Here is a 15,964-nt window from a genome sequence, read left to right on the forward strand (position 1 = left end):
AGATGAGATATCCCCTCCTTCAAGGAGATAAGATCCCTTAAAGACGATAAGGTAGATAGGTTCAAGGTGTAAGTGTGGTAACACATTCAGCTGATGAATACTAATAGATCGAAGGTTTATTCTAAAAGATGTTAGCGTGTTCTCGTGACACTGTATGAAGTTTTGAGGTTGCTATAAATACCTTTTGGCCTCATGGCTCAGTTGGTTAGAGCGCCGCCCTGTCACGGCGGAGGTCGAGGGTTCAAGTCCCTCTGGGGTCGTTGAATTTAATAAACAGTTTGGGATCTTAGCTCAGCTGGGAGAGCATCTGCCTTACAAGCAGAGGGTCACAGGTTCGAGCCCTGTAGGTCCCATTTAAGTGAATATAGAAATATGTTAATAACATGGGCGGTTTCCCGAGTGGCCAAAGGGGACAGACTGTAAATCTGCTGCAAATTGCTTCGGTGGTTCGAATCCACCACCGCCCATCTTTTTTAATATCGCGGGATGGAGCAGTCTGGAAGCTCGCCGGGCTCATAACCCGGAGGTCGGTGGTTCAAATCCATCTCCCGCAACTCGGTGACTCGCCATTATGATTGCCTGACGGCAAAGAGGCTCGTCGCTGTTCATGATTTGCTTCGCAAATCTTGAAATTTTGTGCCCAGATAGCTCAGTTGGTAGAGCAGAGGACTGAAAATCCTCGTGTCGTTGGTTCGATTCCGACTCTGGGCACTATTTTTATGTCAAATATAGTCTTTAGGTTAATTCCTAAAGGCTTTTTTTGTTATATAGTCATAAGAAAACTTTTCGTAATTTTTAAGTAAAGATTACTTTTTGCACCTAAAAGGTAAAAAAAGAGCCACCAAGAAAGCCTAAAATATAGGATAATTCTAAAAGTGGCGAGATTTATTAAGATATTTGGTTTTTTGAAAAATGAATTAAAATTTACAGACTATTGCATCAATAGTTGAAACGTGATACCATGGATTTGCACGCGCCACTAAAGCAGTGCAAAGGAGAGGTGTTATGTTTATAGGTAGAAAGAACGAAGTAGAAAAACTAAGTGGTTTTTACGAAGGGGACAAATGTGCTATCGCGGTTGTATCCGGTCAGATAGGTATTGGAAAGACTACATTACTTCAAGAGTTTGCACAGGATAAAAAGGGGTTATTTTTTGAGGCATATGAGACTACTGGCAAGCACCAGATGGAGCGTCTCAGCTCATACATGGGCAGCAAGAAAACCTTTGATCCAGCAGGCTTCTGCAAAGAAATTTCAAAGAGAGCTGCAAAAGAAAAACAGCTTATTATCATTGATCAATATCCAAATATTGTGAAGGCAGATCCGGAATTTGATAAAGTACTCCATGATTTTGTTGTTGGAGAATGGAAGGATTTACCAATTAAATTAATATTGTGTTCTGATGCTTTTATGCTTGTAGACAAGTATATTAAGGGGAAAAAGGCCATCTGGAGTAAGAATATTGACTTGGATTTAGTATTAGAGCCATTGGGCTTCTATGATTCATGCGAGTTTTTTGATGATGCTAGTCCTAAGGAAGCAGCATTTCTTTATGGTATTACAGGTGGTATTCCTTATAATCTTGCTAGAGTTGCTGCATTACTAGGTGTATCAGGATTTGAAGATTTTGGCCTTACACAGGTTTCAGAAGAGGACAAGATCAAGCAGATTGCTGCTAGACTTTTCTTATGCGGTAGATCAAGTGTTGGTCTTAATCCAGAGCAGGTAATGTCCACAGAGCTTAGAGAGCTAGCATATTATAATTACATGCTTGCAACATTGGCTAGTGGCCTTAATAGAGTTAATCAGATATCAGCTGCAGTAGATAAGCCAAAGGACGTAGTAGTTCCTTATTTGAATTCACTTATGGCAATTGGCGTATGTACTAAAGATACAGCTATTACTGAGGTTACTAATAGAAAAAAGACAAGATATTCAATCGTAAATACAAGTACGCTTTTCTGGTACAAATATGTGGTTCCTAATTTCGATATGTACATGTCAGGTGATATTGACGGTATGTGGGACCATATAAAAGAAAATATTCAAGACTATATGAAAGAGGTATTCATTAAAATTTGTGGAGAATACCTTGAAAATGAAAGTGATAAGAATCAGCTTCCATTCACTGTTGAGGAGATTGGAAACTGGTGGGTTAATGATGATGAAGCCGGCACAACGGATGGCTTTGATTTAGTTTCACTTGGTAAATGCGAGAATAAGGCGGCTACTATATTCGCGCAGTGTTACTACAACAATGAGCCAATTGAGGTTGCACAGCTTAAGTCGCTTATTGAGAAGACAAAACAGCTTCACCGTCAGGGAGATGCATTCTACATAGTATTTGCAAATGCAGGATTCCATGAAAATGCTATTACCATTTCATCAGCAATCAAAAATATTATGTTGATTACCTTAGATGAAATGAGATAATATTGACCCGGTCAGGCAGGCTGACTAGGTACACGTTTTAGGAGGAGAACAATGACAAATCAAGAGCTAAAGAAAACAGCTAATGAGGTTCGCAAGGGCATCATCGAAGGTGTTCACGCAGCTAAGGCTGGTCATCCAGGCGGATCTTTATCAGCAACAGAGGTATTTACTTACCTTTACTTTGAAGAGATGAATATTGACCCAAAGAATCCAAAGAAGGCAGATCGTGATAGATTTGTGCTTTCAAAGGGACATACTGCTCCAGGTCTTTATTCTACACTTGCTCAGAGGGGTTTTTTCCCAGTAGAAGATTTAAAGGGCCTTCGTAGCATTGGCTCACACCTTCAGGGTCATCCATGTGTGCAGCATACACCTGGTATTGACGCATCATCTGGTTCACTTGGACAGGGTATATCTGTTGCAGTAGGAATGGCTCTTTCTGCAAAGCTCTCAAATGAATCATATAGAGTATATACTCTTCTTGGAGATGGTGAGATTCAGGAAGGTCAGGTATGGGAAGCATCAATGTTCGCAGCAGCAAAGAACCTTGATAACCTTTGTGTAATCGTTGATAACAACGGACTCCAGATTGATGGACGTATTGAGGATGTTAACAGCCCATATCCTATTCCAGACAAGTTCAGAGCATTTAATTTCCATGTAGTAGAAGTTGCAGACGGAAATGATTTTGATCAGCTCAGAGCAGCTTTCAAAGAGGCACGTGAGACAAAAGGCCAGCCAACAGCTATCATCATGAAGACTGTTAAGGGCAAGGGCGTTTCATTCATGGAGAACCAGGTGGGATGGCACGGAAAAGCTCCTAACGACGAGGAGTATGCTATCGCTATGGAAGAATTGGGAAAGGCTGGTGAGTAAGTATGGCAGACGTTAAGAAAATCGCAACTCGTGAGAGCTACGGTAATGCTCTTGTCGCTTTAGGCGAAAAATATGATAATCTTGTAGTTTTGGATGCAGACCTTGCAGAGGCTACAAAGACAGGAATTTTTAAGAAAGCTTATCCAGACCGTCACATTGATTGTGGTATTGCAGAGTCAAATATGGTTGGCATTGCAGCTGGTCTTGCTAGTACAGGAAAGGTTCCATTCTGCAGTTCATTCGCAATGTTCGCAGCAGGTCGTGCATTTGAGCAGGTACGTAACTCAGTTGGTTACCCACATCTCAATGTTAAGATTGGTGCTACTCACGCTGGTATTTCAGTAGGTGAGGATGGTGCATCACACCAGTGTAACGAGGATATCGCACTTATGCGTACAATCCCAGGCATGACAATCATCAATCCTTCTGATGATGTAGAGGCAAAGGCTGCAGTTGAGGCAGCATATAAGATGGATGGTCCAGTTTACCTTAGATTTGGACGTCTTGCAGTACCTGTAATCAACGACAACGCTGATTACAAGTTTGAGATTGGTAAGGGCGTAGTTCTTAAAGAGGGCAAGGACCTTACAATCATCGCTACAGGTCTTGAAGTAAATGAGTCTCTTGAGGCTGCTAAGAAGCTTGCAGAGGACGGAATTGATGCAGAAGTAATCAACATCCATACAATCAAGCCAATCGATGCAGACCTTATTGTAAAGAGCGCATCAAAGACAGGAAAGGTTGTTACAGTTGAGGAGCACTCAGTTATCGGTGGTCTCGGCGGTGCTGTAGCAGAAGTTCTTTCTGAGAAGTGCCCAACAAAGATGCTTCGTATCGGTGTTAAGGACACATTTGGTGAGTCAGGTCCAGCTGTTAAGCTTCTTGAAAAGTATGAGCTTGATGCAGCAGGAATTTACAAGCAGATTAAGGCTTTTTTATAAGATAATTATTAAGGGCACATCCATGTGATGTGCCTTTTTTCATTAGAAAATTTTCAATAGATGAAGTTGTAAGTTGATTACGTATAGGTGGGGATTATGTTAAAAGAAGTGTTAACTGTTAATGTAGATATAAAAGAAGAGTATGAAGTAAAGGGACAATCTGGCTCAGCAAAGATGATACTATTTGAAGGCTATATAGATTGTGATGCTTTTAAAGGGAAGATAATGCCGGGAGGAGTAGACACTCAAAGACAAAAGCCAGGAGAAAATGTGACTCTTTCAGCAAGATATATTGTTGAAGGAACTGATAATGAAGGAAAAGAATGTAAACTATTCATCGAGAATAATGGTGAAATATTAGAAGATGGTACTATTGTTACTAGACCAGTAATATATACTGACAGCGAAGCGCTTTCCTACATAGAAAAAGCCGAGCTAACAGGCACTGTAGAGGCAAGTCAGCTCGGCGTAATAATTCATATTTATACGAACTTGTAAATTGTAGTAGAGTGAGCCTTTACGCCAGCCTTTGCAATTGGCTGTGCAAACTCTGGTACATTGATAGCATTTGGGAAGAACTGTGATTCAAAGCAAACACCGTAGCGCTTGTCATATGGGAAATCACCCTTTCCAATATGAGAAGAATCAAGATAGTTACCAGCATAAAGCTGTACGCCAGGTAAATCTGTATAAACTTCCATCTTTCTGCCGCTCTCAGGGTCTTCAAGTGTACAACTTGGCTTAGTGAGAGATGGGTTATTTAAGCAGTAATTGTGGTCAAAACCACCAGCCCATTTAAGCTGATCATAATCTGCTTCTGTATCCTTAATAAGTGGCTTTGGAGTAGTGAAATCCATTGGAGTGCCCTTAACATCGCGGCATTCTCCGTGTGGAATAGACTCAGAATCAGTGTGTGTGTACTTGTCAGCATCAATCCATACAATCTCGTTCATTACGGAACCTGAGTCATGTCCATTAAGGTTAAAGTAAGAATGGTTAGTTGGGTTGAAGATTGTATCAACATTAGAAACCCCTGAATATTCAAGCTTTAAAGCATTGTCATCAGAAAGAGTATATGTGATTGTGATGTCCATCTCACCTGGGAAACCACATTCCATATCTGCTTTGTGACAAGTAAATGTAATATGGCTATCGTCAACTGACTCAACATCCCAAATACGCTTGTGCATTGGATTGAATCCAGAGTGCAAGTTGTTCTTGCCGTCATTGGCATCAAGCTTGTACTCAACACCATTTAAAGTGAATTTAGAATCGCCGATGCGGTTGCCGTTAGGGCAGATGCAGCAGCCAAAACCAGGACCATTTACAAAATAGTCTTCGATTTTCTCATATCCTAAAACAACATCTGAAAGGATACCCTCAGAATCTGGAACCCAAAACTCTAATAGGTTGCATCCATAGTTCATTATTTTAGCTTGCATACCATTTTTATTTACAAGTGTGTAAGCAATGATATCTTCGCCGTTTTTAGTGACGCCTAATTTTTCTTTTTCCACGTGAAAACCTCCCTGAATATTTAAAATAGAATCCCGCTGTGCCATAAAAGACCACATAGATAATGATAAAGGTCTAATGGGGTAAATACAAGATTTAAGCTGTATTTAAGCAAATTTTCGAAGTGTAAATGTCAAAGAAATGCCATTTGTCTTGTTAATGATTTTGAGAATGATTAAAATAAAAATATGAGTGAATCGGCGAAAAAACGAAGGATAGCAGATAAAAAAATCTTTCGATTAATAAAATTGCAAATCGTACTATTACTCATTCTTGTGGCAGGTATTACCTATTACTACGCCAGTGGGTACGCAGCTGAAGTCTCTGCACTGAAAGCAGAGGCTATTAATATTGTAAAACATTCTAGTGTAGATACGTTTAGGCAGATAGAGACTAGCGAAGTTTACGATTCAAATGGTAATACCATTTCAATTCTTAAGGGCGAAAAGGATGTATATTATATTACCTACGATCATATCCCGACTTATGTCTGCGAGGCCCTTATTTCCATTGAGGACAAGAAATTTTATAAGCACAGCGGAGTGGATTATAAAGCTATAGCTAGAGCTATTTTTGCTATGATGAAAGATGGCGAGGTAACTCAGGGAGGAAGTACTATAACTCAGCAGCTTGCCAGAACTATTTTCTTAAGCAATGAGAAAACATGGCAGAGAAAAGTAGAGGAAATATATATAGCTTCAGAAATGGAGAAAAAATACTCCAAGGAGCAAATTCTTGAGTTCTATCTTAACAATGTATATTTTGCCAATGGATATTATGGAATTCAGGCGGCAGCAAAGGGTTATTTCAGCAAGGATGTGACAGAGCTTAGCTTGTCTGAAATATGCTATTTACTAGCGATTCCAAACAGTCCTACATATTATGATCCTGTAATTAATCCTCAGAATACAATTACTAGAAGAGATTTAATTCTTACATCTATGTACAAGGATGGAGTAATAGATGAGAAGACATACAACAATGCAAAAAAACAGGAGATTGTACTTGAAAGGCCTGATAGCGTAAAAAACAATTATGTAGAAACTTACGTATATTATTGTGCTACAAAGGCATTGATGGAGACTGAAGGCTTTGAATTTAAAAATGATTTTGCATCAGAAGAGGCAAAAGAAGCATATGAAAGAGCTTACGAGGAAGCTTACAACAATTGTAATGCAAGTCTTTTTACATCGGGCTATAGAATATACACATCCATAGATTTAAATAAGCAGCAGAAACTACAAACAACCATAGACACAAAGCTAGAGGAATTTACAGATGTAAATGACGAAGGAATACTTGCGCTTCAGGGGGCAGGAGTATGCATAGATAATAGCACTGGAATGACAGTGGCTATAGTTGGTGGTAGGAGTCAGGACGTTTCAGGATACACTTTAAACAGGGCATTTCAAAGCTTTAGACAGCCGGGAAGTTCTATAAAGCCGCTTATTGTTTATACCCCAGCTTTAGAGATGGGCTACACTCCAAATGACATAGTGATGGATGAGAAATTTGAAGGTGGACCTGAAAATGCTGGAGGAAAATATGCTGGAGAAATAACACTTAGAGATGCTGTAGCATATTCAAAGAATACAGTAGCATGGCAGCTATATGAGCAGGTGACACCAGAAAAGGGCATTGGATACTTGAATACCCTTGGATTTAGTCATATAGAAAAGGATGATTATGGAATGGCGGCGTGCCTTGGTGGACTTACAGTAGGTGTAAGCCCTCTAGAGATGGCAAAGGGTTATGCAACCATATTTAACGATGGTTATATGAGAGATCCAGGATGCATCATGAAGATAACAGATGCAGCTGGAAATATCCTATACGAAGCCAACCAGGAAGAGGTGCAAGTTTATCAAGAAAATGCTGCCAGAACTATGACAGATATGCTACAATCAGTAATAGCGGTCGGTACAGCAAAGGGAAATGATTTAGGTGAAATGCCTTGTGCTGGTAAAACAGGAACTACCAATAGTAACCGAGATGGATGGTTTGTTGGATACACTCAGTATTACACCACTAGCGTGTGGGTGGGATATGACATTCCAAAACAGATGCCTGGATTGACAGGGTCATCTTATCCGGCAGCTATTTGGCAGGAATACATGATGGATATTCATGAGGGTTTGCTTCCGGCAGAGTTTTTAAGGCCAGTGGAATACATTGGCACTGAAGAGCAGCAGGAAGAACCGGTGATAGATGAGGAAGAAAGCCCTGAGGACCAGGAGGGCCAGGGGGAATTTGATCAGGAGAATCCTCAAGAAGATGATGATACAGTAACATATCAGCTGGTGACTCAGACATTTGATGGAACTGAGATTCCACCGGGGGTAATTCCTGAGAACGCAACAGATATACAGATTACTACGACTACAGAAGGTCAGTAATAATAAAGTAATGGAGGATTTAGGAGAGTATGGCAAAGTATGGATTTGGGTTGGATTTAGGTGGCACAACATGTAAGTGCGGCTTATTTACAAATGAAGGAGAACTACTTGATAAGTGGGAAGTACCTACAGATACTAGCAATGGTGGAGTTAATATTCTTAAGAACTTAGCTACAGCAGTTAAGGAAAAGATGGCAGAGAAAAACATCTCAGCTGATGATGTTTCAGGTGTAGGTATCGGTATTCCGGGACCTGTATCAGGAGATGGTGTTGTAAATCGCTGTGTAAACTTAGGTTGGGGCGTTTTCAATGTAGAAAAAGAATTCTCAGATGAGCTTGGCGGAATAAAAGTAAAAGCAGGAAATGACGCAAATGTAGCAGCTCTTGGCGAGGCTTGGATGGGAGCAGCTAAGGAATATTCAAGCTCAGTAATGGTTACACTTGGAACTGGTGTAGGCGGCGGAGTAATTATCAATGATGAAATCATCACAGGTGCAGCAGGTGCAGCAGGTGAGATTGGACATATCAGAGTAAACTATACAGAGGAGATGACTTGCGGATGCGGTAATCATGGATGTCTCGAGCAGTATTGCTCAGCTACAGGTATCGCTCGTCTTGCAAAGATTCGCCTTGCTATGAATGAGGATGAAAGCGGACTTAGAGCTATTCCTACAGAGAATATTGATGCAAAGGCAGTATTTGACGAGGCTAAGAAGGGCGATGTAGTTGCAAAAGAAGTTGTAAAGCGCGCATGCGAGTACTTGGCTCAAGGTCTTCAGGTTATCTCAGCCGTTGTAAACCCAGAGGCATTTGTTATTGGAGGCGGTGTTTCTAAGGCTGGACAGATTCTTATCGATGAAGTTGAGTATAGATTCAACCAAATCGCATTCCACGGATGCCGCAATACTAAAATTATTCTTGCAACACTTGGCAACGACGCAGGTATCTATGGAGCGATGAAGCTTATCCTTTAATTTGAAATCAGATTTATAATAACACGAAAAAAAGACTTGTAACTTCAGCCAAAGTTACAAGTCTTTTTTAATCAAGGGTTTAAATTATTTTTTTAAAACTCCTGCATATCCATTCTCTACGATATTTGATGCCTGAGTTGTGAGTGTGTCGAAATCGATTTTACGGCCGCCCTTAAGCCAGTCTCTATAAATAAATGTAATAGAGATTGTGTATGAACGAACGATTGATGGATAGTCAGTTCTTTCAAAGAACTTTGCAAATGGTTCACTGCGAAGTACAGAATCTGTAACTGATTCATAGAAGAATGAATAGTGGTCGTCGCAAAGAAGCTTCTTTTGTACTTCGTTACATGATTCCAAGTAAATATAGAAGTTTTTGATACATCCTGGAAGGTCAAAAGCTTCAGCGTATGAGCCAATGCTTTCGAGAATGTCTGATACAATTTCCTCCTCAATTTCTTTAACTAAATCATCAAGTGATGAATAGTGTAAGTAAAATGTCTTTCTATTGATGCCAGCCCTGTCAGTAAGTTCAGTAATAGAAATCTCGTTGTAATTCTTCTCAAGAACAAGTTCATAAAATGACTTTCTTATAGAAGTTAAAGTTCTTCTAACCCTTAAATCCTTACTTCTTTCTCTCATTATAATACTCCTTCAACATTGTAAGATGTTTATATTGACCCTCAAAAATTGATACATAAATAGAATGCACAACTGCAAGACTAACATATTTGATGTATCTTTGTCTACTATACCACGGAAAAATCAGCCCGAGTAAGTTTTAATAGATTTTTTATAATTTGTTTGTTGATTGGACACATTTAAGAGTGTATACTAACTCTTAGTTCGGAAGCGGACTATTCGGAAACGAACAAGTAGTGCGCAATTAAGTTAAATATAATCGATTAAGAGGATTAAATCAAGGGAAAGAAAGGAAAATTATGATAGGAGAAGAGTTCGATAAGAGAAGGCATTTTGGCTTTATGCTTGATAATGCTGCTCGAGAAATTAAAAAAGCTGTTGGCCGAGGCGTAATAGAAATGGGTGAAGTTCCATGCAATTTAAAGAATGCATGGCTTGTAGGATACATTGAGCGCCAAAGTGACCCAGTATTCCAAAAGGACTTAGAAAAGACATTTCATTTCCCTAAATCCACACTGGCTGACATGATTCAGTGTTTGGAGAAATCAGGATATTTGGCTAAGGCTCCTGTGGATACAGATGCCAGAAAAAAACAGATAGTTGTCACCGAAAAAGGAAAGAACTTCAGCACACTTGCCGAGAAAGAAATAATGGCGGTTGAGGACTACATTACAAGGGGGATTCCAGAGGATCAGATTGATTTACTGGTTGAAATATTTGAGAAAATTCAGCAAAACGCTAAGGACTATAAGTCTTATGTAGAGTTGAAAAAGGAGGATTAAGTTTTGGTTAAAAGGATATTGCATGAAATAAAGGAATATAAAGCAGCCGCTTTTCTCACTCCTTTTTTTATGATTCTTGAAGTTGCAATGGAGATGTATATCCTGCGACTTGTAGGAGATTTAGTAAGTGAAGGAGTAGAAAAAGGCGACTTGTCTGCTATCTATAAAATAGGTGCCATGATGCTTATCAGTGCAGCAGTTGGGCTGTTTGGTGGAATCATGGGTGCTGTATTTGGAAGCAAAGCATCAGCAGGTTTAGCGAAGAACCTGAGAAAGAGCATGTTTGAAAACATCCAGACTTTTTCTTTTGAAAACATTGATAAGTTTTCAACTGCAGGTCTTGTAACTCGTCTTACAACTGATGTTACTAACATTCAAAATGCTTTTATCATGATTCTTCGAATGGGATTTAGAGCCCCTGTGACTGTAATATCAGCTATGATTTTGTCGTTTACTATCAGCCCAAAGATTGCATCTATTTTCTTGGTTGCAATGATTTTACTCCTCATTGTAATGGCTTTTGTAATGACAAAGGCACGTCCGCTTTTTGATACTTTGTTTAAGAAATACGATGCTTTAAATGCATCAGTTCAGGAAAATATTACTGGAATGCGTGTTGTTAAGGCATACGTTAGAGAGGACTACGAGAAGAGCAAATTTAAAGAGGGAAGCGGCGGCATTTACAATTTCGCTACTGCAGCTGAAAAAATGGTTGTATTTACAATGCCATTTATGACCTCTGTTGTTTATACATGTATCGTTCTTATTAGCTGGTTTGGAGCTAAATTTATAGTTATCGACAAGACACTTGAGACAGGTGATTTACTTTCGCTTTATGGATACTGCATGAGTATGCTTATGTCGCTTATGTTCTTTGCTATGATCTTCATCATGGTAACAATGTCTATTGCAAGTATGCAGCGTATCTATGAGGTGCTTGAGGAAAAGACTGCAATCACAAATGGTGATGATCCAATTTATGAAGTGCCAGATGGCTCTATTCAGTTTAAAGATGTAGTATTTGGCTACAACAAGACAGCTGAAAAGCCAGTACTTGACCATATTAATCTAGAGATTAAGTCTGGAGAGACTATAGGAATTCTAGGTGGAACTGGTTCTGCCAAGACTACATTAGTCTCTATGATTTCACGACTTTATGATGTAGATGAGGGTCAGGTTCTAATCGGTGGACACAATGTTAAGGAATACGACGTGGAGACAGTGAGAAATCAGGTCTCTGTAGTACTTCAGAACAATGTGCTTTTCTCAGGTACTATTGCTGAAAACCTTAGATGGGGTGATAAAGAAGCCAGCGATGAGGATATTAAAAGAGCAGCTAGACTGGCATGCGCTGATGAGTTCATTGAAAAGTTCCCTGATGGATATAACACTCACATTGAGCAGGGTGGAACCAACGTATCGGGTGGACAGCGCCAGAGACTTTGTATTGCAAGAGCCCTTCTTAAGAAGCCAAAGATTCTTATCTTAGATGACTCTACATCTGCAGTAGATACAGCTACAGATGCAAGTATAAGACGTGCCTTCAGAGAAGAAATCCCAGGCACAACAAAGCTTATTATCGCACAGCGTATTTCATCTGTTATGGATTCAGACAGAATTATTGTAATGGATGATGGAAAGATAGATGATTTTGGAACTCATGAAGAGTTGCTTGCTAGAAATGAAATCTATCGCGATATATACCAGCAGCAGACAGGTGCTGGAAGCGGTGATTTTGATAAAGTAGACCAGGAAGGAGGTGCCGACAATGCCTAGAAGACCAGTACCAGGACAGATGCCAAAGCTCACAAAAGAGCAGAAGGCCAAAAGACGCGGCGCCCTTGGCCGAGTATTTAAATATGTTGGACAGAGATATTGGCTCGCCATGCTTACAGTAGCGTTTAGTATTTTTGTTGCTGTACAGTGCAACGCAAAGGGTACTGCATTTATGCAGACTCTAGTAGATGACTATATTACACCAATGGTAAAAAGTGGAAGCACCGATTTCACTGGCTTAGCTCATGCTATAAAAACTATTGTTGTCTATTATGCAGTGGGTATAGTAGCCACTTATTTATACAATTATTTGATGATTTATGTAGGACAGGGAACTCTTAGGGATCTTCGAGATGACATGTTTGAGAAGATGGAAGATTTGCCAATACGCTATTTCGACACACATGCCCACGGTGATGTAATGTCGATTTATACCAATGATATTGATACAATGCGACAGATGATTTCCCAGAGTTTTCCTCAGATATTTAACAGTGTAATCTCTATCGTAACAGTATTTATCTACATGGTAAGGACCTCATGGGCACTTACTATTGTAAGTATATTAATGATTGTTCTCATTGCCTTTACAACAGCAAAGGTTGCTGGTAGTTCAGGAAATTATTTCCGCAAGCAGCAGCAGTCCCTTGGTGCTGTAAACGGAAATATCGAGGAAATCATGAACGGCCAGAGGGTCGTTAAGGTATTCTGCCACGAGCAGGAGGCAATTGAAAAATTCAATGAGCTCAATGAAGAGCTTTACAACAATGCATACAAAGCCAACAGACTTGCCAACAGCCTTGGACCTATCAATATGCAAATGGGAAATGTCAGCTACGTAGCATGTGCAGTAGTAGGTGGCACACTTGCAATCAATGGCTGGATGGGTCTTACAATTGGTGCATTAATAGCATTCCTTCAGTTTAACCGTTCATTTAACATGCCTATATTCCAGGTATCACAGCAGTTCCAGTCTATCGTACTTGCAATGGCAGGTGCCGAGCGAGTATTTGACTTAATTGACGAGACTCCTGAGACAGACGAAGGCTACGTAATGCTTGTTAACGCCAAGGAAGAAAACGGACAGATTGTAGAATGCAAGGAGCGCACAGGCATGTGGGCTTGGAAGCATTATCACAAGGCCGAAGGCACAACAACCTACGTTAAGCTTGAAGGTGACATCGTATTCGACGACGTAGACTTTGCATACAATCCAGACAAAACAGTACTTCACAACATCAAGCTATTTGCAACACCAGGTCAGAAAATAGCATTTGTTGGTGCAACAGGTGCAGGTAAAACAACCATCACCAACCTTATCAACAGATTCTACGACATAGCAGACGGTAAAATCCGCTACGACGGAATCAACATTAACAAAATCAAAAAGGCTGACCTACGCCATTCACTTGGAATAGTACTTCAGGATACACACCTTTTTACAGGTACAATCGCTGACAACATCCGCTACGGTAAGCTGGATGCCACAGAAGAAGAGGTAATTGCAGCAGCAAAGCTTGCCAATGCTGACAGCTTCATCAGAAGACTTCCTAATGGTTACGACACAGTAATCAAGGGAGACGGCGGCAACCTCTCACAGGGCCAGAGACAGCTTCTTGCCATAGCAAGAGCTGCTATCGCAGATCCACCAGTACTTATCCTAGATGAGGCTACATCATCAATCGATACACGTACCGAGAAAATCGTGCAGGACGGCATGGACAAGCTTATGCATGGACGTACTACATTCGTCATTGCCCACCGCCTCTCTACCATCCGAAACTCTGATTGCATCATGGTCCTTGACCAAGGTCGCATTATAGAGCGTGGTAGCCACGATGAGCTCATCAAAGAAGGCGGCAAATACTACCAACTATACACTGGCAAAATCCAAAACGCCTAAGCCAACCGCCCTTCATAGCACACAACTGATACCCGGCGCCCCAGCCCCACATCCCGCTTGACTAAGTGTGGCTTATATGGCTTTATACATGCATTAAGAGGCACCTGTGGTATCACAGCATGAATATTTGGTTTTTCTACACGCAAATTGACAACAGACATTTCATGTGTCTTTCTCAAGCCTTTACAGTTTTCAAAAAAGTAGCTTATGTGTGGACACACGGCACATTAAGATGGCAGTTAAAAATGGTTTTGAGGGTGTTTGGAGCGATTTTGGAATGAACTTAGAAAAATATAAAGCAGGTTTTGTAATATATTTGCAGCTGCCGCTAGGATGGCGGCAGCAGTGGTCACGCTGAGACACGATGTCGAATGTGCCACGGTGCAAATATATACAAAACCTGCTTTTTAATTTTTCTTAGTGAATGTATCATGAGCCCCAAACACCCTCTTAGAATCATTTTGAAAACTGCCATAGATATTAATTGGGTGTCCACACAGCAAAGCTACATTTTTGAAAACAGTTCATTCTTAGAAAGACACATGGCTGTTGTCAATTTTTGACGTGAAGAAAAACTACAAATATTCGCTGAATCGATACCACAGGTGCCCTTATGCATATCTAGAGCCATAAAAGTTCCTACAAGCGGGATGTGGGGCTAGGGGCGCCGGATGGAAAACTTGAAATGCTATGAAGGGTGGGGGATGAGGCGGGATTTGGCTAGATAGTTGGTATGTATTTCAACCTAGGTGGGGTGGGTATGAAATGTCAGACAATTGTGATATAATGTAACTAAGTTTTTTGGACCGTTGTTTAGCATTTCGACGTATAAGGTGTTGAAGAATGGAATTTAAGTCGATATCTAAGGAGAGACTAATGTCTACAGATGAAAAAATTGCAAGCGTAAGAGCTTCCTTTGCTATGGAAGACATGATACTCACTCCTGAGGAGATAGAGCGTGGGAGAATGATTATCGAAAAAGAGGTTGATGTGGAGGATGTAGTTCGACAGATTACATCTAGGTATGTTTCGGTAGGATAAGCCCATGATGGATGAATATTATCGCTATGAGTATGAGGATAACGGACAGTACTGCTATCCACACACTCATGTCCTCAAGAACAAACTTGATATTAGGGATAAGGACGAGCTGTTCAAGGTGGAGCAGGAGCTTAGCTCGGCGAGATATTTTGAGATTAGCCAGCGTCCGATTCCAGGAGATTTTTCTTTAGAACATCTTTGTGCCATTCATAGGTATTTGTTTCAGGATATATACGAGTGGGCGGGTCAGATTCGCACCGTAGATATTTCAAAGGGCACTATTTTCTGCCTGACTCAGTTTATAGAGATAGAATTTAAAAGGGTCCATGAGTGGATAATTCATAATAATTATCTAAAGGATGTGGATAATAAGACAGAAATGGCTGAGAAGCTTGCTTACCTGATTGGTGAGATTAATATGATTCATCCATTTAGGGAAGGTAATGGCCGCGCTCAGCGAGTATTTATAGAGTATATCTGCAAGAATAGTAACCACTTTGACATCGATTTTTCTAAGACTACAAAGAACGATATGATACTTGCCAGCAAGGAAAGTTCAGTGCTAAATTATCAGCCTTTTGAGGAACTTTTGTATGGATGTCTTGTGGAAATGGAATAGCGAAATAATACACATGTTTCGGTAAATGTGCCAACATATTCTAAAGCCCCTGTTCTAGGGGCTTTT

General features: G+C 40.3%; 14 protein-coding genes, 5 tRNA genes and 1 rRNA gene. 18 read left to right on the plus strand and 2 right to left on the minus strand.

The annotated features are described in order from the left end of the window. The 10 genes from F0Q01_RS09475 to F0Q01_RS09520 form a co-directional block, all read left to right on the plus strand. Window positions 1-124 (plus strand): 23S ribosomal RNA (locus F0Q01_RS09475); the annotation flags it as partial. Between the two features lie 62 nt (window positions 125-186). Next, a tRNA-Asp gene (locus F0Q01_RS09480) sits at window positions 187-260 on the plus strand. Window positions 261-280: 20 nt separating this feature from the next. After that, a tRNA-Val gene (locus tag F0Q01_RS09485) sits at window positions 281-353 on the plus strand. Between the two features lie 32 nt (window positions 354-385). Continuing rightward, window positions 386-467: transfer RNA gene (locus F0Q01_RS09490), tRNA-Tyr, on the plus strand. 13 nt (window positions 468-480) lie between these two features. Beyond that, a tRNA-Met gene (locus F0Q01_RS09495) sits at window positions 481-554 on the plus strand. A gap of 84 nt (window positions 555-638) precedes the next feature. After that, a tRNA-Phe gene (locus F0Q01_RS09500) sits at window positions 639-711 on the plus strand. Between the two features lie 294 nt (window positions 712-1,005). After that, window positions 1,006-2,433: an ATP-binding protein gene (locus F0Q01_RS09505; protein WP_090488424.1), complete on the plus strand. Its 1,428-nt coding sequence runs from the start codon at window positions 1,006-1,008 to the stop codon at window positions 2,431-2,433. Between the two features lie 51 nt (window positions 2,434-2,484). After that, window positions 2,485-3,309 carry a transketolase gene (locus F0Q01_RS09510; protein WP_090155722.1) on the plus strand — a complete coding sequence of 275 codons (825 nt, stop codon included), beginning with the start codon at window positions 2,485-2,487 and terminating at the stop codon, window positions 3,307-3,309. A 2-nt stretch (window positions 3,310-3,311) separates the two neighbouring features. Next, window positions 3,312-4,250, plus strand: a complete 939-nt coding sequence (locus F0Q01_RS09515; protein WP_090155720.1) for a transketolase family protein — start codon at window positions 3,312-3,314, stop codon at window positions 4,248-4,250. A gap of 96 nt (window positions 4,251-4,346) precedes the next feature. Then, window positions 4,347-4,748 (plus strand): DUF3237 family protein, encoded by a 402-nt coding sequence (locus F0Q01_RS09520; protein ID WP_090488427.1) that lies wholly within the window; start codon window positions 4,347-4,349, stop codon window positions 4,746-4,748. On the opposite strand, the gene F0Q01_RS09525 is transcribed toward F0Q01_RS09520, so the two are convergent. Further along, window positions 4,733-5,767: an aldose epimerase family protein gene (locus F0Q01_RS09525; RefSeq protein WP_242941863.1), complete on the minus strand. Its 1,035-nt coding sequence runs from the start codon at window positions 5,765-5,767 to the stop codon at window positions 4,733-4,735. The genes F0Q01_RS09520 and F0Q01_RS09525 overlap by 16 nt on opposite strands. 246 nt (window positions 5,768-6,013) lie before the next feature. On the opposite strand from F0Q01_RS09525, the gene F0Q01_RS09530 reads away from it, so the two are divergent. Both F0Q01_RS09530 and F0Q01_RS09535 read left to right on the plus strand, forming a co-directional pair. Beyond that, a complete protein-coding gene (locus F0Q01_RS09530; RefSeq protein ID WP_242941864.1) occupies window positions 6,014-8,161 on the plus strand; it encodes a transglycosylase domain-containing protein in 2,148 nt (715 codons plus the stop codon). Window positions 8,162-8,190: 29 nt separating this feature from the next. After that, the gene (locus F0Q01_RS09535; RefSeq protein ID WP_090488433.1) at window positions 8,191-9,135 is read left to right on the plus strand and encodes an ROK family glucokinase; all 945 of its coding nucleotides are present in this window, start codon (window positions 8,191-8,193) and stop codon (window positions 9,133-9,135) included. An 84-nt stretch (window positions 9,136-9,219) separates the two neighbouring features. On the opposite strand, the gene F0Q01_RS09540 is transcribed toward F0Q01_RS09535, so the two are convergent. Then, window positions 9,220-9,777 carry a TetR/AcrR family transcriptional regulator gene (locus F0Q01_RS09540; RefSeq protein ID WP_090488435.1) on the minus strand — a complete coding sequence of 186 codons (558 nt, stop codon included), beginning with the start codon at window positions 9,775-9,777 and terminating at the stop codon, window positions 9,220-9,222. Window positions 9,778-10,076: 299 nt separating this feature from the next. Between F0Q01_RS09540 and F0Q01_RS09545 the strand changes: the two genes are divergently transcribed. The 6 genes from F0Q01_RS09545 to F0Q01_RS09565 all read left to right on the plus strand — a co-directional run bounded on the left by F0Q01_RS09545 (window position 10,077) and on the right by F0Q01_RS09565 (window position 15,898). Further along, complete coding sequence (locus F0Q01_RS09545) at window positions 10,077-10,559, plus strand: MarR family winged helix-turn-helix transcriptional regulator (protein ID WP_090488438.1); 483 nt, start codon at window positions 10,077-10,079, stop codon at window positions 10,557-10,559. Between the two features lie 3 nt (window positions 10,560-10,562). Further along, window positions 10,563-12,335 (plus strand): ABC transporter ATP-binding protein, encoded by a 1,773-nt coding sequence (locus F0Q01_RS09550; RefSeq protein ID WP_090488440.1) that lies wholly within the window; start codon window positions 10,563-10,565, stop codon window positions 12,333-12,335. After that, window positions 12,328-14,238 (plus strand): ABC transporter ATP-binding protein, encoded by a 1,911-nt coding sequence (locus tag F0Q01_RS09555; protein ID WP_090488442.1) that lies wholly within the window; start codon window positions 12,328-12,330, stop codon window positions 14,236-14,238. The genes F0Q01_RS09550 and F0Q01_RS09555 overlap by 8 nt, the downstream gene beginning before the upstream one ends. Before the next feature lie 232 nt (window positions 14,239-14,470). Next, complete coding sequence (locus F0Q01_RS13940; RefSeq protein ID WP_278335945.1) at window positions 14,471-14,596, plus strand: hypothetical protein; 126 nt, start codon at window positions 14,471-14,473, stop codon at window positions 14,594-14,596. A 518-nt stretch (window positions 14,597-15,114) separates the two neighbouring features. Beyond that, complete coding sequence (locus tag F0Q01_RS09560; protein ID WP_163927216.1) at window positions 15,115-15,279, plus strand: antitoxin VbhA family protein; 165 nt, start codon at window positions 15,115-15,117, stop codon at window positions 15,277-15,279. A 4-nt stretch (window positions 15,280-15,283) separates the two neighbouring features. Next, a complete protein-coding gene (locus tag F0Q01_RS09565) occupies window positions 15,284-15,898 on the plus strand; it encodes a Fic/DOC family protein (RefSeq protein WP_090488444.1) in 615 nt (204 codons plus the stop codon). The last annotated feature ends 66 nt before the right edge of the window (window positions 15,899-15,964 follow it).

It is taken from the genome of Pseudobutyrivibrio xylanivorans (assembly GCF_010906925.1).
Lineage (GTDB): Bacteria > Bacillota > Clostridia > Lachnospirales > Lachnospiraceae > Pseudobutyrivibrio.